The sequence below is a fragment of the Halomonas almeriensis genome (assembly GCF_030409235.1).
Classification (GTDB): Bacteria; Pseudomonadota; Gammaproteobacteria; order Pseudomonadales; family Halomonadaceae; genus Halomonas; species Halomonas almeriensis.
Genome location: NZ_JAUFPO010000006.1, coordinates 266,948 through 293,295, shown reverse-complemented (window position 1 = coordinate 293,295; position 26,348 = coordinate 266,948). Strand labels below are relative to the sequence as shown.

The 26,348-nt window shown below is 63.8% G+C and carries 19 protein-coding genes and 1 other RNA gene; 14 read left to right on the top strand and 6 right to left on the bottom strand.

The features are described 5' to 3' along the window. Nucleotides 1–63: 63 nt before the first annotated feature. Together QWY74_RS05295 and QWY74_RS05290 are read right to left on the bottom strand one after the other, a co-directional pair. Nucleotides 64–426 (bottom strand): helix-turn-helix domain-containing protein, encoded by a 363-nt coding sequence (locus tag QWY74_RS05295; protein WP_290313940.1) that lies wholly within the window; start codon nt 424–426, stop codon nt 64–66. Next, the gene (locus QWY74_RS05290; protein ID WP_290313939.1) at nt 426–722 is read right to left on the bottom strand and encodes a type II toxin-antitoxin system HigB family toxin; all 297 of its coding nucleotides are present in this window, start codon (nt 720–722) and stop codon (nt 426–428) included. The genes QWY74_RS05295 and QWY74_RS05290 overlap by 1 nt, the downstream gene beginning before the upstream one ends. A gap of 166 nt (nt 723–888) precedes the next feature. On the opposite strand from QWY74_RS05290, the gene QWY74_RS05285 reads away from it, so the two are divergent. From QWY74_RS05285 to QWY74_RS05270, 4 genes are all read left to right on the top strand, one after another. After that, nucleotides 889–7,494: a DEAD/DEAH box helicase gene (locus QWY74_RS05285; protein ID WP_290313938.1), complete on the top strand. Its 6,606-nt coding sequence runs from the start codon at nt 889–891 to the stop codon at nt 7,492–7,494. Beyond that, complete coding sequence (locus QWY74_RS05280; protein WP_290313937.1) at nt 7,491–9,677, top strand: UvrD-helicase domain-containing protein; 2,187 nt, start codon at nt 7,491–7,493, stop codon at nt 9,675–9,677. Before QWY74_RS05285 ends, QWY74_RS05280 begins: the two co-directional genes overlap by 4 nt. A gap of 94 nt (nt 9,678–9,771) precedes the next feature. After that, nucleotides 9,772–10,200 (top strand): thiol-disulfide oxidoreductase DCC family protein, encoded by a 429-nt coding sequence (locus QWY74_RS05275; RefSeq protein WP_290313936.1) that lies wholly within the window; start codon nt 9,772–9,774, stop codon nt 10,198–10,200. After that, nucleotides 10,197–10,913: an SDR family NAD(P)-dependent oxidoreductase gene (locus QWY74_RS05270; protein WP_290313935.1), complete on the top strand. Its 717-nt coding sequence runs from the start codon at nt 10,197–10,199 to the stop codon at nt 10,911–10,913. Before QWY74_RS05275 ends, QWY74_RS05270 begins: the two co-directional genes overlap by 4 nt. A 10-nt stretch (nt 10,914–10,923) precedes the next feature. Here QWY74_RS05270 and QWY74_RS05265 read toward each other — a convergent pair whose 3' ends face one another. From QWY74_RS05265 to ffs, 3 genes are all read right to left on the bottom strand, one after another. After that, nucleotides 10,924–11,970: a histone deacetylase family protein gene (locus QWY74_RS05265; protein ID WP_290313934.1), complete on the bottom strand. Its 1,047-nt coding sequence runs from the start codon at nt 11,968–11,970 to the stop codon at nt 10,924–10,926. 70 nt (nt 11,971–12,040) lie between these two features. Next, nucleotides 12,041–12,766: a tellurite resistance TerB family protein gene (locus QWY74_RS05260; protein WP_264825046.1), complete on the bottom strand. Its 726-nt coding sequence runs from the start codon at nt 12,764–12,766 to the stop codon at nt 12,041–12,043. A 264-nt stretch (nt 12,767–13,030) separates the two neighbouring features. Further along, nucleotides 13,031–13,127: signal recognition particle sRNA small type (gene ffs, locus QWY74_RS05255), an RNA gene on the bottom strand. Between the two features lie 225 nt (nt 13,128–13,352). Here ffs and QWY74_RS05250 point away from each other — a divergent pair. From QWY74_RS05250 to QWY74_RS05230, 5 genes are all read left to right on the top strand, one after another. After that, a complete protein-coding gene (locus QWY74_RS05250) occupies nt 13,353–14,576 on the top strand; it encodes an ATP-grasp domain-containing protein (RefSeq protein WP_264825045.1) in 1,224 nt (407 codons plus the stop codon). 39 nt (nt 14,577–14,615) lie between these two features. Then, a complete protein-coding gene (locus QWY74_RS05245) occupies nt 14,616–16,667 on the top strand; it encodes a hypothetical protein (RefSeq protein WP_290313933.1) in 2,052 nt (683 codons plus the stop codon). Between the two features lie 100 nt (nt 16,668–16,767). Further along, nucleotides 16,768–17,523, top strand: coding sequence for a TlyA family RNA methyltransferase (locus QWY74_RS05240; protein WP_290313932.1), 756 nt, complete (start codon nt 16,768–16,770; stop codon nt 17,521–17,523). Nucleotides 17,524–18,268: 745 nt separating this feature from the next. Further along, on the top strand, nt 18,269–18,847 hold the full coding sequence (locus QWY74_RS05235) for a hypothetical protein (RefSeq protein ID WP_290313931.1): 579 nt from the start codon (nt 18,269–18,271) through the stop codon (nt 18,845–18,847). 41 nt (nt 18,848–18,888) lie between these two features. Further along, nucleotides 18,889–19,182 (top strand): DUF4282 domain-containing protein, encoded by a 294-nt coding sequence (locus tag QWY74_RS05230; RefSeq protein WP_290313930.1) that lies wholly within the window; start codon nt 18,889–18,891, stop codon nt 19,180–19,182. A 271-nt stretch (nt 19,183–19,453) separates the two neighbouring features. Here QWY74_RS05230 and mscK read toward each other — a convergent pair whose 3' ends face one another. Continuing rightward, on the bottom strand, nt 19,454–22,819 hold the full coding sequence (mscK, locus tag QWY74_RS05225) for a mechanosensitive channel MscK (RefSeq protein ID WP_290313929.1): 3,366 nt from the start codon (nt 22,817–22,819) through the stop codon (nt 19,454–19,456). Nucleotides 22,820–23,034: 215 nt separating this feature from the next. Between mscK and QWY74_RS05220 the strand changes: the two genes are divergently transcribed. From QWY74_RS05220 to QWY74_RS05200, 5 genes are all read left to right on the top strand, one after another. Further along, nucleotides 23,035–24,168, top strand: a complete 1,134-nt coding sequence (locus tag QWY74_RS05220; protein ID WP_264825042.1) for a phospholipase A — start codon at nt 23,035–23,037, stop codon at nt 24,166–24,168. A gap of 118 nt (nt 24,169–24,286) precedes the next feature. Further along, nucleotides 24,287–24,652: an ElaB/YgaM/YqjD family protein gene (locus QWY74_RS05215; RefSeq protein WP_264825041.1), complete on the top strand. Its 366-nt coding sequence runs from the start codon at nt 24,287–24,289 to the stop codon at nt 24,650–24,652. Then, nucleotides 24,652–25,059: a phage holin family protein gene (locus QWY74_RS05210; RefSeq protein WP_264825040.1), complete on the top strand. Its 408-nt coding sequence runs from the start codon at nt 24,652–24,654 to the stop codon at nt 25,057–25,059. Before QWY74_RS05215 ends, QWY74_RS05210 begins: the two co-directional genes overlap by 1 nt. Beyond that, nucleotides 25,034–25,342, top strand: coding sequence for a YqjK-like family protein (locus QWY74_RS05205; RefSeq protein WP_264825039.1), 309 nt, complete (start codon nt 25,034–25,036; stop codon nt 25,340–25,342). The genes QWY74_RS05210 and QWY74_RS05205 overlap by 26 nt, the downstream gene beginning before the upstream one ends. Nucleotides 25,343–25,448: 106 nt before the next feature. After that, nucleotides 25,449–26,183 carry a ParA family protein gene (locus QWY74_RS05200; RefSeq protein ID WP_264825038.1) on the top strand — a complete coding sequence of 245 codons (735 nt, stop codon included), beginning with the start codon at nt 25,449–25,451 and terminating at the stop codon, nt 26,181–26,183. Nucleotides 26,184–26,348: the final 165 nt, after the last annotated feature.

Below are 26,348 nucleotides of genomic sequence, written 5' to 3'. Positions count from 1 at the left end.
AATGTGCATTTTGAGGCGGGTTTCAAAGCGGCCTGAGCGAGCACAGAAGCTCTGAACGCCCGCTCAAGCCGTGGTATCGGCCATCAGGCTCTCGTAGGGAATATCGAGCCCATCGTGTAACCGTCGGATCATGCGCAGACTCAGGCTTCGTTTGCGGTTCAACACCTCCGAGACGCGGCCACTGGGTCCGATCAAGGGCTCCAGGTCACGTGGCGAGAGGCCACGCTGCTCCATGCGGAATCGGATAGCTTCAACAGGATCTGAAGAGCCAATCGGATAGCGTTGATCCTCGTAGTGCTCGATCAGTATGGAGAGGACTTCCAGCTCATCGGCTTCGGGCGTGCCGTCGTCGGCCTGCCAGAGTTCTTCCAGCCGTAGAAAGGCACGCTCGAGGTCGTCATCGGTATGGATAGGTTGGATGTTCATCATATGGTCTCCGCGTCGACCTGGTCATACTGGGCATGTGTGCCGACAAAGCGTATCCAGGCAATCTGCTGAGAGTAGCGAATGGCGACAATGAGCCGGTATTTGTTGCCACCGATATTGAAGACTACGCGCCTTCCCCTGAGGATGCTGGCGGTGCCGATATCAGCCTTCAGCTCTTGGGGCGTCTGCCATGATGCATTCGACATCATGTGGTACCACTCGGTCAGAGGGCGCTGGGCATCGGCATGTCCTTGCTCCCAGAACTCGCGCAACGTCCGTTTGGCGATGACTCTCATCTCCCCTCCCGTTTTGGGAGAAGTGTAGCGCTATCGCGGTGCCGCTTCAAGACGAACGTCTTCGCCAGAGCCTCAACGCGCCGCGCCGAATCTGGTAACTTGAGCGACGATAACCAAGCGATAACAACAACTCGCCATACGCCCGGGATATGCTGAAGGAGCCTGCATGCTGCCAAGCCTCGTCGCCCATGAACTCCAGCTTAGCTTGCAGGACTATCTGCGCGCCGCCTTTCCGATCTCGACACCGCATTTTCGCGGCGATGGTCAGCAGGGCGAGACGGCGCTGATCGACCGCTTCATCGAGACGCCGGGGAAGCTGGTCAAGGGCCCTTATCTTTCCCTGGGTCTGCCCTTTCGGCGGGATGCTGCCCCACCGCCCTTTAGGCATGTGGACCCGGGCTTTCCGCCCTTTCGCCATCAGCAGCTGGCCTTTCAGCGCCTCAATGGCGAGACCAAGGCCTCCACCCTGGTGGCCACGGGTACCGGCTCGGGCAAGACGGAGTGCTTCCTGCTGCCGATCCTGGAGCACTGCGCGGCCCGGCGTGCCGATCCGACGATCACCGAGAAGCGCGGCATCAAGGCGCTGATCGTCTACCCGATGAATGCCCTGGCAACGGACCAGGCGCGGCGCATGGCCAAGCTGGTCAGCCAGTTGGATATTCAACTGACGGTGGGGCTTTTCACCGGCGACAGCTCTGACTCGCCCAGCCGGGTGATGTCCCCCGAGAGTGTGATCACCGACAAGGAGACGCTGCGCGACAACCCGCCGGATATCCTGCTGACCAACTACAAGATGCTGGACTTCCTGCTGATGCGGCCCAAGGATCAGCCGCTGTGGCGCTTCAATACGCCGGGGATGCTGCGCTATCTGGTGGTGGATGAGCTGCACACCTTTGATGGCGCCCAGGGCACTGACCTGGCGTGTCTCATCCGCCGCCTGCGTGATCGCCTGTCGATCGGCGATGAGCTGGCCTGCGTGGGCACTTCGGCGACCATCGGCGATGCGTCGGCCTCGGATCAGTTGCGCCAGTATGCCTCGGAAATCTTCGCCACCCAGTTCGCCGAGGAGAGTCTGGTCCTGGAGGATCGCTTGTCGGCCGAGGAGTATCTCGACCAGGCCAGTGGCTCACTGGGCGAGCCGGCCTTTCATCACTGGCCGAGCGATCTGGCATCGCGTCAGCGCCTGGACCCGCAACGCTTCGCACAGCCCGAGGCCTATCTGGCCGCCGCCTTCCAGCAGTGGTTCATCGAGGGCAGTGCCGAGGCGCTGACGGATCCGCGCGCCCTCGGCGATGCCCGGCATCCCGAGCATGGCCGGGCGCTGGTGGCGCTGGGCTGCGATCTCAAGCGGCATGAGGCCTTTCATCGTTTACTGCTCGACAGCCAGGGCGTCACCGATCTGGAGACCCTGTTGCAACGCTGGAAGCGCGAGCGGCACTGGAGTGGCGATGCGCATGTGGTGCTCTACAGCTTACTGGCCATGGTCTCGGCGGCGCGCGAGGCCATGCCGGGCGAGCATGACGAGCCCCGCCTGGTGCCCCTGCTGACCGTGCGCCTGCAGCTCTGGCTGCGTGAGCTCACGCGCATGGTCAGCCGGGTCGGTGACACAGCGGAGCTGCTGTATGCCGATGATGACCCCCAGGGCCGCCCGGCACCCGGCCGAACGGATCAGGAGGGCCAGTCGCTGCATCTGCCGCTGGTGCATTGCCGGGATTGCCACAGCGCGGCCTGGGGCACTCTGAAGGCCGATGATGACCGCAGGATCAATGATGACCTGGCGGCCTTCTATCGCCAGTATTTCCAGCAGGGTGCCGATGTCTGCCTGCTGTATCCGCTGGGGGAATCCCCTGCCCCGCCGCAGCGCAAGGGCCAGAGCAAGCAGCTATGCCCCGCCTGCCGGGCCCTGACCTCGGGTGACGCCCAGGGGCCCTGCCCGGACTGTGGCGCCCATGGGCTGCTGCGGGTCTGGCAGCCGAGCCTGCAGGAGCGCGAAAAGGACCGGCTGGTAACCCGGACGGACCATTGCCCTTGCTGCCTGTCGCGTGGCGGCTTGTCGATCCTGGGTTTTCGCGCCGCCTCGCTGTCCAGCACGCTGCTGGCGCGGCTTTATCAGTCGCCCTACAACGATGATCGCAAGGCCATCGCCTTTTCCGACAGTGTGCAGGATGCCGCTCACCGGGCCGGCTTCTTCGAGGCGCGCACCTGGCGTCAGGCGCTGCGCCAGGCCATGAATGGCTGGCTTTCGGGCCACGGCCAGTCACTCTCGCTGGATCGCCTGGGTAGCGCCTTTGCCGAGGCCATGCGCCAGCAGGCGGGCAGCGATGCCGATTTTGTCGGCCGCTGGCTGGCGCCCAACATGGCCTGGCTGAAGGATGCGGATTATCTGCAGCGCGAGGGCCAGCTGCCGGCCGACAGTGACCTGCCGGAGCTGGTTCGTCGCCGGCTCGACTGGGAGCTGCACACCGAGCTGGGGCTGCGTAGCCAGATTGGCCGTACCCTGGAACGCCAGGGGCGCGTCACCCTGACGGTGGATACCACCCTGCTGGAGGCCGCCGCCGAGCGCCTGGCCAATGACTGGGCCGAGGAACTGCCGGGCATCGGCGAGATCGACAGCGCCCAGACGACACGCTTTCTGCTCGGCGTACTGCATCGCCTGCGCACCCGCGGCGCCTTTGCGCATCCCGAGGTGGAAGGCTATGTGCGCGATGGCGGCAACAGCTACTTCTTCCGACGCCACCTCTGCCTGCCCAACTATGGCCCCCGCGCGGCGCCCCCGGCCTTTCTGACGCTGGAGCCGATCTCGCAGAACTTCGACAGCATTAGCGGCCAGCAGCGTGGCGGTGGCGCCTGGTATCAGGGCTGGTTCCTCAAGCAGCTGGAGGACGACCAGGTGCTGGCCAATGACGTGGCCCAGGCCTATCGCCTGGCGCTGCGGGCACTGGAGCGCAACGGCCTGATTCGTACCGTGGCCACGCCTCAGGGGCGCGAGGTATGGGGCCTGGAGCGCCCCCACTGGCATGCCGTGACGCAGCCGCTGCCCATGCGCTGCAGCCGTTGTGGCCAGCGCCATCAGGTGGCACAGGAGCAAATGGAATACTGGCAGGGCATGAAGTGCCTGCAGCCCCAGTGCGGCGGCGAGCTGGCACCGACCAGCGGCTTCAAGTGGGCCCTGCCGCCCTCAGGCGCTTCGCCGACGCGCCTGGTCAGCCACGAGCACACCGGCCTGCTGGAAAGCGATGAACGGGCGCGAGTCGAGCGCTCCTTCATCAGCGGCCAGCGGCCCTGGGATATCAACCTGCTCTCGGCCACACCAACCCTGGAGATGGGCATCGACATCGGCGACCTGTCCTCGGTGCTGCTGTGCTCGACGCCCCCTTCCCAGGCCAACTACCTGCAACGCATCGGCCGCGCCGGGCGGCGGGATGGCAATGCGCTGAACGTGACCATCGCCAACGCCGCGCCCCATGATCTCTACTTCTATGCCGAGCCTCGCGAGATGATGGCCGGCAGCGTGCAGCCACCCGGGGTGTTCCTGCAGGCCACGGCCGTGCTGGAACGCCAGCTGATGGCCTTTGCCTTCGATCACTGGGTGGCCGAGGCGGCGCAGGGCGGCACCCTCGACGAGACCATGCTGCCCGCCCGCCTTTCGGTGGTGCTCGACAACATGCGCCGCGGCGACAAGACGGGCTTTCCGCATAGCCTGCTGACCTTCATCGACCGCCATGAGCAGTGGCTGTTCGAGCAGTTCTGTGCGCTCTTCCCGGCCCTGGATGACGAGGCGCGCCGCCACCTGCATGACTACTTCACCGATAAGGAGACCACCAAGGACAGCCTGCGCTATCGCATCAACAACCGGCTTCACGACAAGGCCCGGCAGCGCCAGAGCTGGCGGGATACCATCCGGGCGCACAACAAGCAGCTCGAGCGCCTGCGCCAGCAGCCCGAGGATGAAGCCATTCGCGAAGCCATCGAGGCCGTGGAGAGCGAAAAGCGAGCCCTGCAGGAAATGGCGAAGCGTCTCGACGCCCAGCACACCCTCAACTTCTTCACCGATGAGGGGCTCTTGCCCAACTATGCCTTCCCGGAGGAAGGCGTCACCCTCAATGGGGTGGTGATTCGTTCGGTGCGCCAGGCCGAGCGCGACAATGCTGGCGGGGATAACGCCGGTCCTGCCCGCCAGGACAAACCGGCGAAGTCCTACGAGGTAATCAGTTACGACTTTCAGCGCCCGGCCCAGAACGCTCTGGTCGAACTCGCCCCGGAAAATACCTTCTATGCCGTGGGCCGCGCCCTGAAGATCGACCAGGTGAACATGCGCCTGAGCGATATCGAGACCTGGCGACTCTGCAACCATTGTCATCATAGCGAACAGGTTGACGGCGGCGACCTGCATGGTGGCTGCCCGCGCTGTGGCAGCCCGCAGTGGGCCGACAGCGCCCAGAAACGCCAGTTGCTGCGTCTGCGCGAGGTCACCGCCACGGTGCGCGACCGCGACAGTCGCATCGCCGACGACAGCGAACAGCGCGAGCCCTCCTTCTATGTGCGCCAGCTACTGACCGACATTGCCCCGAACAGCGCACGTTTCGCCTATCGCCTGGATGACCCGGAGTGCCCCTTCGGCTTCGAGTACATCCCGGGGGCCACCTTTCGAGAGATCAACTTCGGCCGCCACGATGACAAGGCGCCCGCGTTCAAGGTCGCCGGCGAGGAGCAGCCACGCGGCGGCTTTCGGGTCTGCAAGCACTGCGGCAAGATCCAGCGCCCCAGGATGAAACCCAGCGAGCGCCACCAGCGCTTCTGCAAGAAGGCCCAGCGCGGCGCCATCGAGCAGGAAGAAGACTTCGTGGACAGCCTCTTCCTGTATCGCGAGCTGACCTCCGAGGCCCTGCGCCTCTTGTTGCCGCTCTCGGATATCGCCATGTCCGATACGGCACGGCATTCGCTGATTGCGGCCCTGCATCTGGGGCTGAAAAAGCACTTCCATGGCAACGTGGATCACCTCAGGGTGACCGAGCAGCAGACGCCGAGTCAGGGCAGCCAGCCCTCGCGCCATTATCTGGTGCTGCACGACAGCGTGCCCGGCGGCACGGGGTACCTCAAGGAGCTGATGCAGTCGCCGGAGACCCTGCTGGCCATGCTCGGCACCGCCCATGAGCACCTCGCCGGGTGCGACTGCCAGTATGATGAACAACTCGATGGCTGCTACCGCTGCCTGCTGGCCTACCGCGAGAGCCGCAATATGGTGCATATCTCGCGCCGTCGCGCCATGGAGCTTCTGGAACGCATCCTCAGCCGGCGCGACTCGCTGGTCGCCATCGACGGCCTCGAAGAAGTGGACCTCAACGCCCTGGTGGAGAGTGAGCTGGAACAGCGTTTCATCGATGGCCTGGCCTCGCGCAGTGCCGACGTTCGCCTGCTGCCCGAGTTACACGAGGGGACATCGGGCTGGCGGCTGACCATCACCACAGGCCAGGCCCAGGATGGTACACCGCGACTGGCCAGCTGGCGCATCGAGCCACAGCGCAACCTGGGCCCCGCCGATGACGTCATGCTGGCGACCCGGCCTGACTTCATGCTCTGGCCCGCCAGCGAAAGCCACCGCCAGGCGCGCCCTGTGGCCCTCTACCTGGACGGTTTTCAGTACCATCGCGATCAACTGGACGACGATACCGCCAAGCGCCAGGCGGTGCTGGCCTCCGGCCGTTTTCATGTCTGGAGCCTGGGCTGGCGGGACCTGGAAGGCGCCGAGCTGGAGGTGCCGCTGTGGCAGCGCGAGACGCCACAGCATCTGGGTGACAAATACCAACAGCTTGCCGATCAATTGAATATCCTCAGCCGCCATGCTGGCCTGAAGGCCCTCAAGACAAGCGCCCTGGACTGGCTGCTGGCCTACCTGCGCACGCCGGACGAGACGTCGCAGGAGCTGGCCCAGGCGTCTCTCGGCCAGGCCTTTCACTGGCTGGACCCGCGCACCCTCAAGGAAGCCGGCCTGCGCCAGGCCATCGACCTGGAGCTTGCCGAGAATGCGCCACCGGCCATGCGCCAGCGGCTGATGCCCGAGGCCGAACCAGTGCTGCTGGGTGGCGTCATGAATGCGCTGGGCAACAGCGATGCCGCCGGCGCCTCGGCGTGCAGCGAGGTGGCGGTGAGCATTTCGCCCGAGGCTATGCAAAATGTCCCGCGTCTTAGCCGGGAGTTGCACCTGCACTTGAGCCTGGATGACCGTCACCTGCCCGACAGCAGCGAGGGCGAGGCTCGCTGGCGGGCTTTCTGGCAGGCGGCCAATCTGTTGCAGTTTATGCCGCGCTTCTCGATGATCTCGGTACGCGGCGTGGCCAATGGCCGAGTCTGCGATGCCCTGGCGACATGCGCCAGCCTGGCCGACTTCAGCGCGTCTTCCCGAGCTGATCACAGCACTCAAGACAGTACTCAAGACGGTGCACAAGACAGCACCCGCCAGATCGATGCCGGCTGGCAGGCCTTGCTGGCGGATGATCTGGTCATGCTGCCGGAAGCTTTTGTCCGGCAACTGGCCAGCCTCGGCCTGCCGGTTCCCACCCCGGGCCTGGATGTGCTCGACCGTTCGGGTGAGGCCTCGATCACCCTGGAACTGGCCTGGGAGTCGGCCCGGGTGGCCGTGGCGCTGGAAGAGGACCTGCCCGCGGACTGGCCGAGCGTGCTGGGCGAGTGGCAGATTGTCACCACACAGGACGATGCCGCCGTCGAGACGCTGGCCGGCTGGCTTGGCAATGAGACAAGGAGTGAAGCATGAGCGAGATCACCGTCGCGATATCCCAGGAGTTTCTCGAGGCCTACGCCAAAGTCCCCCGGCGCAAGCAGGGCAAGGTGATGAACATGGTCACCAAGTTTCGCGAGAATCCACGCTCTCCGGGCCTCAACTACGAAACCCTGGCCACGCCCGACCCCAATCTGCGTTCGATCCGTGTCGATGTCGAGTATCGTGCCATCGTCCTCAAGCCGGAACAGGGCAACGTCTATGTGCTGCTGTGGGTCGACAAGCATGACGAGGCCTATGACTGGGCGTTCCGGCATAAAGTCGATATCCATCCTCGGACCGGCAGTCTGCAGATTCTGTCGTCGTCGACCGAACAGGTGGCAGCCGAGCCGGCGCCTGGCCCGGAAGAGGCAAGTGAGGCCAGCACAACGACACCAGACACCACGCCACAGGCGCAGGCCAGCCCGATCTGCGAGGCCCGGGAGCGCGAACTGCTGCGCCTCGGGGTGCCGGAGGCGCTGGTTGCCGAGGTGCAGCAACTGACCTCGGTGACCGCCCTGGAGGCACTGGCACATCGCCTGCCCGCCGAGGCCCTGGAAGCCTTGATGTTCCTGGCCCAGGGCGAACCTCTGCAGGAGGTGCTGGAAACCTACGGGGTGGCCGATAGCCAGACGCCGGTGGACCGCGACGACTTTGCCGCCGCCCTGCGACGGCCCGACAGCCAGCGGCGCTTCCGGGTGGTCGAGGAGGAACACGAACTGGAACACATGCTGCAGGCTCCCCTGGCCCACTGGCGTGTTTTCCTGCATCCCAGCCAACGCCAATTGGTGGAGCGGCACTGGAACGGTGCGGTCCGAGTGCTCGGCGGCGCCGGTACCGGCAAGACGGTGGTGGCCATGCATCGGGCCCGCTGGCTGGCCCGCCGCCTGGTCGATGACATGGCAGACGACGGGCAAGGCAAGGTGTTGGTGACGACCTTCACCCGCAACCTGGCCACGGACATTGAGCATCAGCTTCGCGAGCTTTGTCAGGATGACGAGTTGGCGCGTCTGGAGGTCATCAATATCAACCGGCTGGTCGCGCGCATGATCGCGCGTGACGGCGCGCCAAGGCTGGTCTACCCCTCCGACAAGGGCTACCAACAGGCCTGGAAGCGGGCCATGCAGCTAAAACCGGAGGACCCCGATCTGCCGGATACCTTCTTCGAGGAGGAGTTCCAGCAGGTGATCCTGCCGAACCATCTGCGCACTCGGCAGGAGTATTTCCGCGCCTCCCGGGCGGGCCGCGGGGTGGCACTCAATCGCCGACAGCGTGCAGCGATCTGGCCGGTCTTCGAGGAAATGCGCGCCCAGCTCAGTCACGCTCGCCTGCGGCCATTCGAGGATGGCGTTTACGAGGCCATCGCCATGGTCGAGCGCGGCGAACTGGCCTCGCGGTGGTCGCATGTCATAGTTGATGAGGCTCAGGATTTCGGTGCCGAGACCCTGAGACTGCTGCGCCAACTGGTACCGGAAGGCCGCGATGACCTGTTCATCGTCGGCGATGGTCATCAGCGCATCTATGGCCGTCGTGCCTCGCTTTCGAAGTGCGGTATCAATATTCGCGGGCGTGGCAAGAAGCTGCGCATCAACTATCGCACTACTGAGCAGACCCGGCGTTTTGCCGTCGCCCTGCTGGAGGGCCAGGCCATCGATGACCTGGATGACGGCCAGGATGGTCAGCAGGATTATCGCTCGCTGCTTCAGGGCGACGCGCCGGAAGTACACCACTTCGATGACTTCGATGCCGAGATGGCGGCCCTGAGCGAGCGCCTGAAGGCCCATCTGGCAGCGCACGACCCGGAGGCCGTGGAAAGCGCCGGGGCCGATTGCTGTGTCACGGCCCGCTCCCAGTGGCTGCTGGACCGCATCCAGGGAGCCTTGCAGCAACATGACATCCCGACCCTGGCAGTCTCCCGGGACAACCCGGATGACCCCGAAAAAGCGGGCGTGCGCCTGGCCACCCTGCACCGCGTCAAGGGGCTGGAGTTCCGCCAGATGCACATCGCCTGCGTCAACGAGGGGGTCATCCCCGCCCGCTACACCGGTCGCACCGAGGATCCGGTGGAGAAGCGACAGCGCGAGGTCAATGAACGGGCTCTGCTGCACGTGGCCGCCACCCGAGCCATCAAGCACCTGTCCATTTCCAGCTACGGGCAGCCAAGCCCATTTCTGCGGTAAACAGCCTGCTGCCGCCCTTGCTTGGAGAGCCGCGGGGCGCCATGGTGGGTACATCGAGATGCGCCACATAGCGGGTATGCCCAGGAGGTACAGCATGCAAGAGACCGGCGAGACGACCCTGACACTGTTTTATGACGGCAGTTGTCCGCTCTGCCAGGCCGAGGTCCAGCATCTGGCAAAGTGCAATACCCAGGGCCGTCTGGCGCTGGTGGATATCAGCGCGGCGGATTTTGCCGAGCGCTATCCGGCGCTGGATGCCGAGACACTCGACCGGCGCCTGCATGCCCGGGACGCCGATGGTCAGTGGCTGACCGGGCTGGATGCCACCCACGCCATCTGGTCGCGGGTGGGCAAGCGACACTGGGTGAGGCCTCTGGAGTGGCGCTGGTTACGCTGGTGCGCCGACCCGCTGTATAACATCTTCGCGCGTCACCGGCATCGCGTCACGCGCCTGCTGTTTCGGCGCCGTGCGAGCGACTGCCCGCCCTGCCATTCATCCCGGGGGAAGGAGGAACACTCATGACCAGTATCGTCATCGGCGCTTCCAGCGCGATTGCCCGGGCCGCCATTCAGCAACTGCTGGAACGCGGTCAGACGGTGCATGCCATCAGCCAGCGCCCGCGGCCCGCTGCCCTGTCCGATGAACGGCTCAACTGGTGGCAGTGCCGCCATGAGGCGGCCGACATCGAGGCCCGGGTCAACATGCTGGCCGAGCGCATCGCCGACGCCCCGATCGAGCGTGTGCTGATCTGCAATGGCCGGCTGCACAGCGAGAGCATCGACGTCGAGAAAAAGCTCGACGACCTGGAGGCGGAAAGCTTTCATCAGCTCATGGACAGCAACGCCCTGACCCCCGCCCTGTGGCTGCGCTCGCTGCTGCCGTTGCTGAAAAGGCACGAAACCCGCATCGCAGTGTTCAGTGCGCGCATCGGCAGCATCGGCGACAACCGTCTGGGCGGCTGGTACAGCTATCGCGCCAGCAAGGCGGCACTGAACATGCTGCTGAAAACCGCGGCGGTGGAATATGCCCGCATCGCCAGGAGCGTGAAGCTGGTGGCCTTTCATCCCGGCACCACCGACACCCCGCTCAGCAAGCCCTTTCAGGCCAAGGTGCCGGAGGGCAAGCTGTTCACCCCGGACTTCGTGGCGTCGCGGCTGCTGGATATCCTCGACACCGTGGAGGCCGACAGCAACCTGAGCTTTCTGGACTGGGACGGCCAGACCATCGACTGGTAGTGGCGCCGGCTCAGGGGTGCGTCATGCCGGCGTCCTCGAAGCCCTGCAGGACATTGACGACATTGGTACCGATCGCCTCCACGGCATAGCCGCCTTCCATCAGGAAGGTGGTCGGCACCCCCATAGCGGCCAGGCGACGGCCCATCTCGCTGAAGTCGTCGCTGGTCAGCTTGAACTCGCTGATCGGGTCATCTTCAAAGGCGTCCACGCCCAGCGAGACGATCAGCAGTTCACACTCCGCCGCGCGGAGGCGCGCCAGTGCGTCATCGAGCGCCTGCACCCAGACGTCGAACGCACTGCCCGGTGCCAGCGGATAGTTGGCATTGAAGCCCTCGCCCCTGCCGCGTCCGGTTTCACTGGCATGCCCCAGAAAGTACGGGAAGCAATGACTGGGATCGCCGTGGATCGAGGCGAAGAAGACATCATCACGCTCGTAGAAGACCTGCTGGGTGCCGTTGCCGTGGTGAAAATCGACATCGAGGATGGCCACGCGGCGCTTGCCGTGGTCCAGGGCGTACTGGGCAACCACGCCGGCATTATTAAAGAAGCAGTAACCGCCGAACTGATCGCTGGCGGCATGATGCCCGGGCGGCCGACACAGGCCAAAGGCCGGCTCGCCCGTGGTCAGGCTGTGGCGCACGGCGGACAGCGCGATGTCCTTGCTGGCCTCAGCCGCCTCGAAGGTACCTGCACAGATCGAGGTATCCGCCGAGAGCGCATAGTGGCCGAGCCGGCCATCCAGATGATCCGGGATGACATCCCCCGGCATGGTGCGCGTCGGCCAGATCCAGGCGATCGCCTCGCCCTGTCGCCCCAGGGCACACCACTGCGCCCAGCACTCGGCGAGAAACTGCACATAGTCCGGGTCATGAATGGCCAGAACCGGCTCGAGACCGAAGGCCTGCGGCTCGCGCACCTCGCCCAGGCGGGCTAGCTGAATGCGCTTGAGCACCAGGTCGACCCGCTCGGGGCACTCGTAAGGGGCAACAAGAACGCCGCCATCCAGCTCGGTACGCGCCTGGCGCAGCTGGGTGGCGGCGGTGTGAAAGGTCAACATCGGGGCTGGCGTCCTTCAGGGCTGATTCATCGGCTGACAAAGCCCCACAGGATAGCGCCACCGAGGGAATTCAGGAAGCGACCGCCTGCTGCTCGAGCTCCTGCTTGAGAGCGTCATCGATGTTGAGTGCCGTCGCCAGTTGATCCAGCCAGGCCCTCTCCATGGCGTTCTGGTCGTCGATGATGGCGACGCTGACCAGATACATCTCGCGAGCGGCCTGCGGCGAGTCGGCCTGCTGCGCCAGGGCCTCGGCATCCAGCGGCGCCTGCAGTTGCTGCTCGACCCACTGGTGCAGCTCGTCATCGGCGCCCAGTTCGTCGATCTGTTCGGTGAGCATGGCGCGCTCCTGCTCATCGATGTGGCCGTCGGCACGGGCGGCCATGATCATCGCCTGCAGCAGCTCCAGGCTGCGCTCTTCCTGCTGGTTGGCCTCGAGTTGGTCGACCGGCTTGCCCTCGCGGGCTTCGTCATCGCCAGAGCCTCCCCGGGAATTCTGCCAGGCCTTCCAGGCCAGCATGCCGACCCCGGCGATGGCGCCGTACTTGAGCGCCTTGCCGCCCATCTTGCGGCCGCGCTTGGAGCCCACCAGCATGCCCAGGGCCCCACCGCCCAGCAGCTGTTTGGGGTCGAAGCCGCCGGACTGGCCGCTACTCTTGCCACTACCACTGCCGCTGCCACTCAGCTGAGACGACAGGCTATCGACCATGCCCTTGAGGTCATTGCCGCCGGACGATCGGGAACCGGAGCCGCTGCCGGCCTGCTTCATCAACTGCTTGAGAATCATCTGGGCGTTCATCAAGTCCTCCATCACGGATTGGCTCTCGCCTTGGATGGCGAACCGCGGGTTTCGTTTCATCGATGGAGCGAGCATGACGCATCAAAACGGACATCGCCATCGATAGGCGCGAAAGACTCGCCGAACAGGCCTCGATGGGGAGCGGGCACAATGGAAAACGAGAAAACGCGGGTGCAAAAGCAGGTATGCGAGGCGTCACGGATGGCCGGGGCGGGCCAGCACGGGCCATGGCGGGAGACAAACAGGGGGCTGAAATGGAGGCGGCCCCGACAGCCACATCCCGGCACACGCCTCCATCACTACCGTTGCTCCCTTCCGGGCCTGGCGGGGTTTGCGATTTCGCGTTGCGGGAGGACCGACGGGGCCACCACAAACGACAGATTTTGATGTCGAACTCGTCGCGGCAACAGGCCGTATCGAGCGGGGCGTAATATAACAAGCGTGACGCCCGCGGGCAAGGCATCGGCAGCAGAAATCGCTGCGTTGACGGTTTCCGCGGTCCTTTTCCTCCCGGGAGGCTATGCTGAAGTGTGGCAAGTACACGCCGTGAAAACGGCATCGCGTTGTTAACACCATGGAGATGTCTATGCAGAAGGATCCCAACAAGGGGTATATCGCCCTGCTGGGCTGGAGCCTGAATGCCATTGAAGCCGCCGAGAAGTTCGATCGCCGCTACGTCATCGTCGCGCCGGACTGGGCCGAGGAATACTGCCAGAAGCACGACCTGCCCTATGTGTCCTGGAACTTCGAGCGCTTGAACGACCGCTCCATGGAAATCGCCGAAACCCTGCGCGACATGGGCGTGAACGTGGCGATACCTCTCTACGAGGAAACCGTCGAATGGGCGGGTGCCATCAACTCGGTGCTGCTCGACAACCCGCGCCTGTATGGCCAGTCGCTGTTGCTGCGCGACAAGGCCCTGATGAAGCGCCGGGCACAGCTGGGCGGCATTCGCGTAGGCATTTTCGAGGAAGCACACGACAAGGATGATGTCATCCGCTTTCTCAAGCGGGTCAACCAGACCCTGCTCAAGCTCGACGGCGATCCCAATGACCCCATTCACCTCAAGGCCTTCGACAAGGCCGGCTGCCTGGGCCATCGCGTGATCCGCACGCCGGACGAGATCGATACCATCCCCGACGAGGAATTCCCGGTGCTGATGGAGTCCCATCTGGATGGCTGGGAGTTCGCCGTCGAGGCCTGGATTCACGATGGCAAGATCGCCTTCTTGAACATTTCCGAGTACGTCACCCTGGGCTATTCGGTCTATGTGCCGGCCTCTCCCGAGCTGGAGCGCTATCGCGAGCAGATCACCCGGCAGATCGAAAAGCTGATCAAGACCTTCGACATCGACTTCGGCCTGATCCACCCGGAATATTTCGTCACCAGCGACGGCGAGATGTACTTCGGCGAGGTGGCCTATCGTCCGCCGGGTTTCAAGGTCTTCGAACTGCTGGAGCGGGTCTACGGCTTCAATGCCTACCAGGCCAGCATGCTGGTCTTCGACCCCAGGTCCACATCTGAGGAAGTCGCCACCTTCTTCCCGAAAGAAGTGGTCGACGCCGATGGCTACGCCGGTTGTTTCGGGGTCTATCCGCGCCTGCGCGTCGTCAGCCGCCTGGAAATTCCCGAGCAGGTCGAGGAGCATCCCTACTTCGAGTCCCACGAGCTGACCCCGCCCTTTCAGGAAACGGTCACCAAGCGCACGGCCTTCGGCACCCACTGGGGGCTGGCCTACTTCAAGGGCGATGACCCGCACCGCCTGCGCGACCTGCTCAAGAGCCTGGAAGAGCTTGATTTTTACGTATAAAACCGGCGTGATGCGCCAAATCAATAATCGGGAGTCTGCGTGACGACGCCACCTAATCACTCACAATACGGCGAGCCCAGTGTCGATGAGGACAAGCTCGCCGGTCTGCTGACCAAGCTGGACAGCGCCATCGACCACCTGGACCAGGCCGCGGCATTCGCCAAACCCGGCAAGCTGGCGCCGGTGCTCGACACGGCCCGCCGCATCATGCTGCAGAATGGCGGCTGCGCGGCAGTAGAATCACGCACGGCGGCCATGGAGGCCGCCGGTGTATTCGAGGGCTCGGACTGGGCAACGCCACAGTTTCTGCTGCCCTCACTTACCGTCCAGGCCCTCCAGAGTGCCGACCCCAACACCGTGGTCATCGAGGCATTGAGCGAACTGCGCCTGCTGCCCGTGGCCAAGGAAGAAACCGCCCATTCACAGGTCACCAGCGAACAGGCCCATCACTATCTGTCGCAGACGATGGCACTGAACTTGTCACTGCTGTTCAGCGCCCCCAGCGAGGCCGATCGGGCCTCCCAGGGGCGATTGGCCATGTTGCCGCGCCAGCTCTTTCAGCACCTGGCACAGCGCATCGGCTATGAACACATCATCGACCAGCTGATCGAGGAAATCTGGCGAATCCTCAACCAGCGGCCCATCCAGGTCGAGCCGGTCAAGCGCATGATCACCCAGATCGCCATCTGCCAGGCCGACCCGGCCATCGACCTGGGCAGCAGCGGCCAGGGCGCGGACCGCCTGGTCAGCTCGCTGTTCGGCCCCACCCAGGCATGCCGCGAAGACCCCGGCATAGCCGTCTATGGCGAACGCCTGGCGGGCATGGACACCACGGCCCTGCAGGCGGAGGCCACCGGCTTTGCCCGGGCCATGCACGACACCGGCCTGGTCTCGCCCTACCACGCCGTGCTGCTGCAGCACCTGAATACCGATCGCAACGACCACCTGCTCAGCGAGGCTCTCGGGCTCTCGGCCACGGGGCGCGACTGCCTGCTGTGCTATCGGCAGCTGACGCATGCCCTGATTCGCGATGCCATCCTGCCGCAAACCGCCCAGGCGGCCTATGGCATGGCGCTGATGCTCGAGCGCGGCGTGCTCTATCAGCCGCCGGTGGCACCCGCCATGTGGCGCCAGCTCGGCCTGGTGCTTTCCGAATGGTCGCAGGCGCGCCTGAACCTCGCCTTCGGTGATGAGGTGTCGCCGCAGGCCCGTCTGCTGGAGGGTGTTCTGTGCATGCTGGGCCTGCCGCTGGGCGTGGGTCAGGGCAACAACCCGACCTGCCAGTCGGCGCGGGCGCTCTCCATGTGGGCCTACAACGACCCGGACTACCTGCTGCAGATGATCGCCTGGGCCGCCCGCGACGATGACATCATCATGCAATTCGAGGGTCAGTCGATCTCCTCCATGGCCTGCCTCTCGGGTGTGGCCACCGAGCTGCCCATGGATCTCGACCCCGTCTCACTGATCGTGGTGCCGCACCTGGATCGCATCTACGCCGAGATGGGCCGGCGCTGCATCGGCCGCGAGGGGGACCCCCATCGCTGGGTGAATCCGGAATTCCATGGCTGGTGGTCAGGGCGCGGCTTTCGCATCAATGTCGACGTGGCCAGCGGCCAGCTCACTGAGCTGGAGCATTTCCTACGCCACTTCTATGCCAGCTATCACCCGGATTACAACGGCAATCAGCCATTGATTCACCCCCAGCCGGCGGGCATCGCCGTGACCGACAGCGCCGCCCGCTTCATCGGCTGGCATGCCATCAGCATCCTGCGCGCCGGGCTCGCCCCGGACGGCGTCACGCGCATCTACTTCTACAACCCCAACAACGACAGCGGCCAGAACTGGGGAGACGGTGTGATGGTCAGCACTGCGGGACACGGCGAGCGTTTCGGTGAAGCCTCGCTGCCCTTCGACCAGTTCGCCTCGCGGCTGTATATCTTCCACCACGACCCGCTGGAACGCGGAGAGTTGGCCCAGATCCCCGAGGAGGAGCTGAGCCGTGTCACCGGCTACATCGAGCGCAGCTGGGGCGCCGACCGCTTGCCGCCCGGTGGGCTGCAGGCCTCGGCAGGCGCCGGCCCGCCTGCCTGACGCCACCTGGCCCGGACGGGAGCCGCCGCCCCGTCCGGGCTTATCACGCTTGTCGCTTGTGGCATAATCGCGCTTTTCCCGGACGAACCCGACGCTCATCATGCCTCGCCTCGATCAACTCTTGCTCGGCCAGGGTCTGGCCCGTTCGCGCACCCGCGCCCAACGCCTGATTCGCCATGGCCGGGTGCGCCGCGCCGAGGATGGCAAGGTGCTGACCCGCCCCGGCGAGAAACTGGCCGAGACCATCACCCTGCTGGTCGACGACGATCCGGAAGAGCGCTATGTCTCGCGGGCGGGCCTCAAGCTGGAAGCCCTGCTGGCCAGCCTGGCATTATCCCTTGAGGGCCGCGACGTGCTGGACGTGGGCCAATCCACGGGCGGCTTCACCGACTGCGCCCTGCGCCACGGCGCCCGGCACGTCATCGGCGTTGAAGTCGGTCGCGACCAGCTGGAGGCCAGCCTGCGCGACGACCCGCGCGTGACCTGCCTGGAAGGCCTGAATGCCCGCGCCATGCGCGACGATAGCGCTCTGCAGCACGCCCTCGGCCAACACTCGGTGGATATGGCCGTCATGGATGTGGCCTTCATTTCCCAGACCCTGATCCTGCCCGAGCTGGCGGCCATCCTGCCGGCAGGCAGCGGGCTGCTGTCGCTGGTCAAGCCCCAGTTCGAGGTCGGCCCCGACGGCGTCAACGCCCAGGGCCTGGTCACCCAGCCCCACCGCTACGCCGATGTCGAAGCACGCATCAGAAGCGCCTGCACGGCCAGCGGCTTCGCGGTCCAGCACTGGCAGGAAAGCCCGATTCGCGGCGGCGACGGCAACCGCGAGTTTCTGCTCTACGCCGAGCGGGGTTGAAAGCGATTCCGGGCAGATGGCTCCTGTGAGCCTCGCCACACTATCAGCTTTGGCTTACATAATATTGCGTGATGTCTTAACCAACTCGATTCCAGTGAAACGTTACGCTCCCCTATAGCAGACAAGCTTGGAACGCGCTTTGACGTTGCCATTAAGGACGGCAGTAACCTCTAGCCACCAACTAATCAACTGAATCCATCCAGGTGTCAGCCGGTTGTGCTTACCTGCTGCCCTGAGCGGGCATATCGGCCTATCGCGCCTAACCGCCAGTGGCGCGCAGCATGCTGTTCAAGAGGCTATCGATGATAGATGCAGCGTATTCTCAACTGGCGTTACATAAAAAACCGGTTGTAGCGCTCGTAACAACGCATTCCATTACGCAAGGGACTGTAAAATGCCATTATTTCACCAACTGAACCCGTGGGCTGCGCTTGCAGCGTCCACTGCCTATTGTTGTCCGGCTGCGGCAACAGCTATCCGGATACGGCTCAAATCACTCCTGCCAATAGCCGTTTAGCCTCCATGCTGGACACTAATCGACCGATGGAACTTTTTTATTTGTCCGACCAGGTCGTCCAGAGTGCGTAACGCTTGGCTGACTTGCGTGCAGATGTCAAGGCATACCTTGGCAACGACGAGATTACGGAGTATCAGGACCGGATCGATTTCTCTTCATACGCCGATAGCCAGGACATCGAAAAACTCCGAGGTTACAGAGGGGTATGCTGAAACCTTCGAGAAGCACATGAAGCTTCAGGAAGAAATTGGAGACCGCTACAATTCCGTGGAAAGTTCGCTCAAGGGCCGACTGAGTAGGGCCAGAGGAAAGCTGGATGATGCCAAAATTCGTGCCGAAAACCGCTATGGCAGTGAGCGGGACTTGAGACGTCAGTACAAGCGGGCAGCTCGCAAGGTGGAAAACCTTGAGAAAGACATCGAGAACATCCAGAGCCCCGCCGGTAAAGAGCGCTTCCTGGACGATTACATGGAGTATGCACGAGTCGTTGTTCAAACGGTGCTTGATGAACATGTATCTCGACGCGTCCAGGAGATCTTATCCTCCACCACGCGCCAGAAAGTGTCGCTTTCAAATGAGTTCAATCTTCAAGAAGAATCTAAAATTTTGGCACTGGCTAATCCAACGTCTTCATTCCTTGACGGGAATGGTCAATTAGTCATCACTATTGACATGACGCAATCTGTCGAAACAGAGCGCCTCAATATCACTCCGAACGAAAACAAAAGCACTCACTCACTAAACCGAGCAAGACCCTCACCTGCAGGTCATTTTAGCGGTGGCTTCGGCCATGCCTGCCTCAGATAACTGAGCCGTTAAAAACTCATCAACCAAAATGGAGAAACAGCATGAAGCTTAGTGACTTCACATCTTTCGAGAAATTTCTTACACCAAAACTTATTACCTTTGGGTATTGGGTCGGTATCGTTGTAATCCTCCTTGCAGGTGCCGGAGGTGTCATAACCGCCCTGTTTAGTGGTGAGATCATCTTTCTGATGATCAACCTGATTGGCATACTGCTGGGGATGATCTTCTGGAGAGTGCTCTGCGAAGGGGCCATTCTTCTCTTCGGTATCTATGACCGTTTGGGTGAGGTTAAAGACGGCCTTCAGGGTGCGACTTTGACATCCCGCGATAACTAAGCACGACCTCCGCTTGACGCCTGGTGGCCCTCACGGGCCACCGGGAGATATGGGAGCGACAGCGGTGGATTTGCATCGTAACCAGGAGCCCCTGAAGTACAACCCGACTTATCCAGGGTGGTCAGGGGTGACCCGCAAGGCGCCGGCACAATGGATGACGCCGCATTCAAGCCACAAGACCAGCAACCGTGTCTTCATAAGCTCGGGGCCAGGGGCAGCGCCCTTTCTACCCGAACGTGAGTGGCTCTCCTCGCCAACACCACTCTGCGACTCAACGCCCACCACCGTCGCCACCGCCGCTGTCGCCGCCCGTGACATCACCGGGGTCGCCGACCGCGCCCGGGGGCGGGTGACTGGGTGGCTGAGTGCTTGGCAGGCTGGCGGATGAGCGGGATTCCAGTCGCGCCCTGGCGCCGTCGCTGCGATGCAGCCAGACATCCATCTGGTTGAAGGCGATGTTCAGGCCATGCTCGGCCAGGAGCTGGCCAACCCGAGTGTTGACCTCATCGGTGGCGAACAGACGGTCGCCCAGACTGTTGACGTAGATACGCAGCTCATACTCCATGGCGCTGTCGGTGTAGCGCATGAAGAAGATTTCCGGCGGCGGGTCGCGCAGCACGCGCTCGTTCTCGTCGGCGGCCTGCTGCAGGAGTCGCTGCATCAGGCCGGGCTCGGTGCCGAGCTGCACTCCATAGGTCAGGATCACCCGGGTGATGCTGTCCGACAGCGACCAGTTGATCAGCTGGTCGGTGACGAAGGTCTTGTTGGGGATGATGATTTCCTTGCGGTCGAAGTCGGTCACCGTGGTGGCGCGAATACGGATGCGGCTGACCGTGCCGGTCAGGTTGCCGATGGTGATGGTGTCGCCGATGCGGACCGGACGCTCGAAGAGGATGATCAACCCGGAGATGAAGTTGGCAAAGATTTCCTGCAGGCCGAAACCCAGGCCGACACCCAGGGCGGCGACCAGCCACTGCAGGTTGCTCCAGGCCACGCCGAGCGCGCCGAGTGACATGATCACGCCGGTTCCCACGATGGTGTAGGACAGCAGCGAGGTGATGGCATAGGCACTGCCCTGCTTGAGCTCGAGCCGCGAGAGCACCATCACCTCCAGCAGGCCGGGCAGGTTGCGCGCCAGCATGAAGGTCAGCCCGATGGTCAAGAGCGCCACGACGATGTCCGCGACCGACATGGCGCCACCGACGATATCGGCGCCCTGCCCTTCTCCACCGAACAACATGACCTGTTCCAGGTAGCCGAACACCGTGAGCAGTTCCGCCCAGACCACATAAAGCGCCACCAGAAAGCCGATCATCAGCCCCAGCTTGGCCAGTCGCAGCGACTGCTGGTTGACCTGCTGCATGTCCAGCGGCGGTTCATCGACGATGTCGAGGCCACTTTCCCCCTCTTGCTCCTGCTGGGCACGGCGCCGCGCCAGGGCTCGGCGGTAGGCCAGTCGACGAGCGGCAACGGCCAGGCCACGCACGACGGCCGCCTCGACCAGAATCCAGCCCCCCAGCAGATACAGTGTCATCACGAAGCGGCTGACCAGGCTCAGGGCGGTGTAGGCATAGCCGGAGACCACCAGCCCCGCCAGCACCAGGGGCACGCCCGCCATGGAAAGACCCAGCACCAGACGAAACAGCTTGACGCCGAAAAAGGGGGTGTGGGCCAGAATCAGCTTGCCCAGCGCCACGCTCATGCCGACGAAGCCGGCAAGCAGAATCAGCATGGCCACCGGCCGCAGGTTGAGATTGATACCGGCCTCCCGGGCCGGTGGCGCGATCAGCAGCACCGGAATCATGGCGGCCAGCAGCCAGAACAGCCCACGCCGCAGGCGCGCCACATAGGCGGCTGGCCAGTAGAAGTGGCGTACCGCCACACCATCCGGCACCAGCAGGCGCCTCGCCATGGCGACCACGGCCCAGGCCAGGGCCACCTGAACCAGGGAGCCACCGATCACCGGCGCGGCACCCTGACCGCCCCACAACAGAACCGCCGCGACACCTGCCAGCAGCAGCGGCATGGGAGCGGCCAGCAGGGCGTTGAAAAGCACGGCGCGTGGCGTGTGGGTCTGGCTGTCGGAGCGCAGATGGCCGATCTGTTCATGCAGGCTCAGCAGGCGTCGCTTGAGGGGGCGCCGCAGGCCGAGCAGCAAGCCACCCAGCAGCAGCGGCGGAATGGCGATCAGCGCACCGGCATCCGGCAGGGTCCAGCGGTGCGGCAGGATCCGGCGCCATTCGCCCTCCCGCCACTCGGTGAGCAGATGGTCGGGCAACTTCAACAGCCAGGCGAGGTCCAGGGGGCGCGCATTGGCGATCCAGAACAACTGCTTGTCGATGGTGTCGCGCAGCGAGCGGCTGGTGGCCAGCAACTGCTGTTGATGAAGCTGCAGCTCGATGGCGGCACTGAGCATCTCGCCATAGGTGGGCTCGAGCTGTTCCAGAAGGTCACGGCGCGCCCGGAACAGTTGTGACAGCGGCTCCACGAGGGACGATGCGGCTTCCGACTCGGTTATCTCGCCCGCTTCCTGGAGTCGCTGACGGGCCTGTTCCTCGGCATCCTTGAGCGCTTCGCGCTGACGATCCAGCTCGAACTGCCGCAGCCGCCAGTCGGCGATTTCATCCTTGAGGCCGCCGCGCACTTCCACCTTGGGCAGGGCCTGACGCTGCTCGCGCAGGATGCGCGACAGCAGGGTGCTGCCCCGAATGGCGTCGACATGCTCGTCGAGGCCGCGCTGTAGCTGACGCACCTGGTCGAGTTGACGCCGGACATCCAGCCCCTGGCGAACCAGTTCGTTGGACAGGCTGGTGATGCGCAGCAGTTCAAGACTCAAGTCACGGTTGACCTGCTGGGCCTCACTGACCAGTGGGCTTTGCACAACGTCGTCGGGCTCGTCCTGAACGGCCTCGGCAATGGCCTGTTCGGAGCGTTCGCGGCGCTTATCGTCGATCAGTCGTTGCAGTGACAATAAGCGAGCTTCCTGACTGGCGACTCGGCGCTCGAGCAGGGTGCGGCGCTGCTGGGCCAGCTCGCGCAGGCGCGAATTAGTGGCCAGCTCACGCTGATGAAGGCTCAGGCGCTGTTCGGCCAGGGCGCGCTTGACGCGCGCCTGAAGGTAACGGGGAGCGCTTTCGTCGACATCCTGGGCCACCAGGTCCTCGAGTTGGCGACGGCTTTCCTCGGCCAGCTCCGTTGCCTCGACGATGCCCTGCTGGGCACGTTCCGGCAGGGTCTGGGTCCCCAGCAGGCGGGTCTCGATCTGTGACAAGCGATCCTGATCACTGCGCAGGGCCTCATTGGTCGCCTTGAGGCGCTCCTCCAGTGCTCCAATCGGCTGGGACGCCAGGGACGACGGCCCATCCGCGGGTATCTCGCCCTGCGGGTCGGCCAGCGCCTGCTGGAGCTCCTCGAGCTCCGCCGGGGCCTGCTCGACCCGCGCCTCGAGGTCCGCAAGGCGCGATTTCACGGCCTCCAGGGCCGTGAGGTCATCCAGGGTCGCCTGCAGGATGTCTAGCTTTTCCTGGGTCGCGGCGTCGGCCTGTTGGCCCTCGGCGGGGCGCAGCTCCTCGAGGCGCTGATTAACGAGCTCTCGCGTCGGCACCTCGGCGGCCCAAGCGGCCGGGACCATTGCCATCAGCAATAGACAAAGAATGTGCAATACTGGCCTGTGGGCCGGGTGCGCCATGGTGTTCACAGATACCTCATCATCGTTGATATCGCGGCAATCCTCGGATTCTCGGCGCAAACCCTCGGCAAAGCAACGCGTCGCGTCGCCATCCGGCCACAGTTGACTTGACCAGTCGGCATGGTAGAAACGGCACTCTATACCTCAACTCAAGCAGGCGGCGCATGAAGCCCTCCCGATTCCTTGTTGTTTCCCTGATGCTGGCCGGCCTTGGCCAACAGACCGTGGCGGCCGATCCCCTGAGCGATGCCGAGCGGGAGGCCATCGAGTCACGGATTCAGTCGCTGCAGGACGAACTGGGCGAGTTGCGCGGGCGCCTGCGGGCTGACGATGCCAGCGAATCGACCCCGGGCGCCGCGTCTACCTCAACCGCTAATGCGGGCGATGGCACACCGGCGCCGGATCAGGCCGCACCAACCGAGCAGATGCGCCCCGAGAGCGCGCCGCAAGTGGCCGACGCGGCGACCGCCCAGAGCGAACCGCTGGAAGCGTCGGTGGTCACACGGCGCCTGCTGGAGGAAGAATCCGAGCAGAACCCTTATGCCATCACCACGCATCGACGCAATTATTTGCTGCCGCTGAGCTATACCAACAGCCCCAACGACGAGGCGTTCGATAGCATCGATGACGAGGCCGATGCCAACAACATAGAAATGAAGTTCCAGTTCAGCGCCAAGTTCCAGTTGCCGGATGGGCTGCTGCCGGCCGGCGGCGACCTGTACTTCGCCTACACCCAGCAGAGCTGGTGGCAGGCCTATAACACCGATGCCTCCTCGCCTTTCCGCGAGACCAACTACGAACCCGAGCTGTTTGCCGATTTCGAGAACGACTGGACCTTCGCCGGCTGGACCAACATCAATAATCGGCTGGCGTTCAACCATCAGTCCAATGGCCGCTCCGGAGAGCTGTCACGCAGCTGGAACCGCGTGATCCTGACCAGCACCTTCATCAATGATGACTGGGGCATCTCCCTGCAGCCACACTGGCGAGTGCCGGAATCCTCCGACGAGGACGACAATCCAGATATCGATGACTACCGTGGCTATGGCGACATCACCGTGGCGCGTCGCTTCTTCGATGACCAGGAGGCCAGCCTGATGCTGCGCGGCAACCCCGGTGAGGGAAATATGGGCGCCCAGTTCGATTACTCCTGGCCGCTGTTCGGCAAGGTGCGAGGCCATGTGCAATATTATACCGGCTACGGCGACAGCCTGATTGACTACGACCGCAATGTGCACCGCCTGGGCATCGGCTTCAGTCTCAACCCGCTGTTCTCCTCGGGAGCATTCGGACGCTGAGACCATCGCGGCCACACCGCAGTGGCTGCGGAATATTGATTGCACTGCTAACGGCAGCTGCATATTCTTGGCGGGTAACGTCGATCAACCGGATCGCATTTCAACAGAGGAGGTAACCATGACTACTCAGAAGAAACCCGAGACCGAGTCAACAGAAAACCCGAGCACGGCCCGTCAGGACGCTTCCCGTCAACTCAAGGAAGACCTGCATCACCTGACCCAGACCGTCGAAGAACTGGTCAGTGCCACGGCCGATGACTCGCGCCAGAACGTCAAGGAACTGCGCGCCCGCGCCGAGCAGCGGCTCAACGATACCCGCAGCCGACTGGAAGCCCGCGGCGAGACCGTCTACCACGATGCGCGCGACAATGTCGTACGTCAGGCCGATTCCACGGACCGCTATGTGCATGACAACCCCTGGACCAGCATCGGTATCGGTGCCGCCGTGGGTGTCGTGGTCGGCCTGTTGATTGGGCGGCGCTGATGTCCGAAGGCCAGGGATCGCCGCAACGCCTGTTCGATGCCGGAAAACGCCTGCTCGGCAGTATTCTGGCCACCGGCGAGACGCGCCTGCGTTTCGCCGTTGTGGAGCTCGAGGAAGAGCGGGCACGACTGGTAACGCTGTTGTTGCTGGCCGGGCTGAGCATGATACTGCTACTGCTGGGGCTGGGCGTCTTGACCACACTCGTGGTGGTCGCCTTCTGGGAGAGCCATCGCTTGCTGGCCATCGCGGTCAGCGCCGGCGTGCTGCTGACCGGAGGCGTGGGCCTGGCCGCCTGGGTCATGCACCTGGCACGCCGCCCCACCCTGCTGGCCGGCACCCTCAAGCATCTGGCCCTGGACCGCGAACTGGTGGAGTCCCGACGTGACGCGCAAGACACCCACGACTGAACGGCAACGACCGCCGACCCGCCAGGAGCGCAAGGCCGCCCTAGAGGCGACCATCGAGCAACAGCGCATCGACACCCTGGTCGCCGCCGAGCAATGGCACCAGGCCATCGGCCCGCTGGAGAGCGGTTGGCACACCCTGCACCGATACCGCAAACCCTTGTGGCTGGGCGGCGGTCTGGTGCTGACACTGGTGTTGCGAAAGCCCGGCAAGGCACTGCGGCTGGCCAACCGGGTGACGGTCAGTGCGCTGGCGCTCAAGCGTCTGGGCCGCATACTCTCCTGAAAGCTTGCATGGCAGGGATCATCTCCTCGTAACAACAGATTGTGTCAGTCCTGTTATGATCCTGTGTCAATCAGAATTCGAATGACACTTCAGGGAGCCACCCACCATGCGCATGCTGGCGCTTTATAGCATCAAAGGCGGCGTGGGCAAGACCGCCTCGTCCGTCAACCTCGCCGCCCAGGCCGCGCGGGCGGGCAAGCGCGTGCTGCTCTGGGACCTCGACCCCCAGGCCGCCACCAGCTTTTATCTGCGTACCAAACCCAAGGTACGCGGAGGCGTGGACAAGCTGGTCAAGGGCAAGGCTGATCTGGACAAGGTCATCCGCGACACCCAGGTTGACAACCTCGATGTCCTGCCCGCCGCCATCGCCTCGCGCGACATGGATAACCTGCTGGCTCGGCGCGGCAACAGTCACCTGCGTCAGATCCTCAAGCCGGTGCGCAAGGACTATGACCTGGTGATCCTGGACTGTCCGCCGAGCCTGTCACATCTCTCGGAAAACATCTTTTCCAGTGTCGATGCCCTGCTTGTGCCCGTGGTGCCCACCACGCTCTCCATGCGCACGCTCGAGCAGTTGCGCGACTTTCTGGACGACAAGGACCTGGCCTGCACGATCTGGCCGTTCATCACCCTCGCCGATCGCCGACGCAAGCTGCATATCGAGATGATCGAGGAAATGCAGAACCACTGGCCGCTGATGCTCTCGACCATCATCCCCGCCGCCAGTGCAGTCGAGCGCATGGGCACGGAGCGGGCCCCGGTGCATCAGTTCGCCCCACGCACCCTGGCCGCGCGCAATTATCAGGCCCTGTGGAACGAGATATCCCAGCGACTCACCTAGGAGTCTGTCGGACTTAACGCTGACCTGCTACGAAGCCCGGGCTTTCGGCCAATTTCATTCGATCTGATTCGTTAAATAGCGGGCTATTCGCCTCATCAGATCGATAAACTTGTCTCGAAATCCGTGATTCTCGCGACTATCGGTCAAATCCGACAGGCTCCTAAC

Bases quoted from the DNA above. Each gene is read 5' to 3' on its own strand.
- QWY74_RS05295 (WP_290313940.1), bottom strand. From the start codon at position 426: ATGAACATCCAACCTATCCATACCGATGACGACCTCGAGCGTGCCTTT.
- QWY74_RS05290 (WP_290313939.1), bottom strand. From the start codon at position 722: ATGAGAGTCATCGCCAAACGGACGTTGCGCGAGTTCTGGGAGCAAGGA.
- QWY74_RS05285 (WP_290313938.1), top strand. From the start codon at position 889: ATGCTGCCAAGCCTCGTCGCCCATGAACTCCAGCTTAGCTTGCAGGAC.
- QWY74_RS05280 (WP_290313937.1), top strand. From the start codon at position 7,491: ATGAGCGAGATCACCGTCGCGATATCCCAGGAGTTTCTCGAGGCCTAC.
- QWY74_RS05275 (WP_290313936.1), top strand. From the start codon at position 9,772: ATGCAAGAGACCGGCGAGACGACCCTGACACTGTTTTATGACGGCAGT.
- QWY74_RS05270 (WP_290313935.1), top strand. From the start codon at position 10,197: ATGACCAGTATCGTCATCGGCGCTTCCAGCGCGATTGCCCGGGCCGCC.
- QWY74_RS05265 (WP_290313934.1), bottom strand. From the start codon at position 11,970: ATGTTGACCTTTCACACCGCCGCCACCCAGCTGCGCCAGGCGCGTACC.
- QWY74_RS05260 (WP_264825046.1), bottom strand. From the start codon at position 12,766: ATGAACGCCCAGATGATTCTCAAGCAGTTGATGAAGCAGGCCGGCAGC.
- QWY74_RS05250 (WP_264825045.1), top strand. From the start codon at position 13,353: ATGCAGAAGGATCCCAACAAGGGGTATATCGCCCTGCTGGGCTGGAGC.
- QWY74_RS05240 (WP_290313932.1), top strand. From the start codon at position 16,768: ATGCCTCGCCTCGATCAACTCTTGCTCGGCCAGGGTCTGGCCCGTTCG.
- QWY74_RS05235 (WP_290313931.1), top strand. From the start codon at position 18,269: ATGAAGCTTCAGGAAGAAATTGGAGACCGCTACAATTCCGTGGAAAGT.
- QWY74_RS05230 (WP_290313930.1), top strand. From the start codon at position 18,889: ATGAAGCTTAGTGACTTCACATCTTTCGAGAAATTTCTTACACCAAAA.
- mscK (WP_290313929.1), bottom strand. From the start codon at position 22,819: ATGGCAATGGTCCCGGCCGCTTGGGCCGCCGAGGTGCCGACGCGAGAG.
- QWY74_RS05220 (WP_264825042.1), top strand. From the start codon at position 23,035: ATGAAGCCCTCCCGATTCCTTGTTGTTTCCCTGATGCTGGCCGGCCTT.
- QWY74_RS05215 (WP_264825041.1), top strand. From the start codon at position 24,287: ATGACTACTCAGAAGAAACCCGAGACCGAGTCAACAGAAAACCCGAGC.
- QWY74_RS05210 (WP_264825040.1), top strand. From the start codon at position 24,652: ATGTCCGAAGGCCAGGGATCGCCGCAACGCCTGTTCGATGCCGGAAAA.
- QWY74_RS05200 (WP_264825038.1), top strand. From the start codon at position 25,449: ATGCGCATGCTGGCGCTTTATAGCATCAAAGGCGGCGTGGGCAAGACC.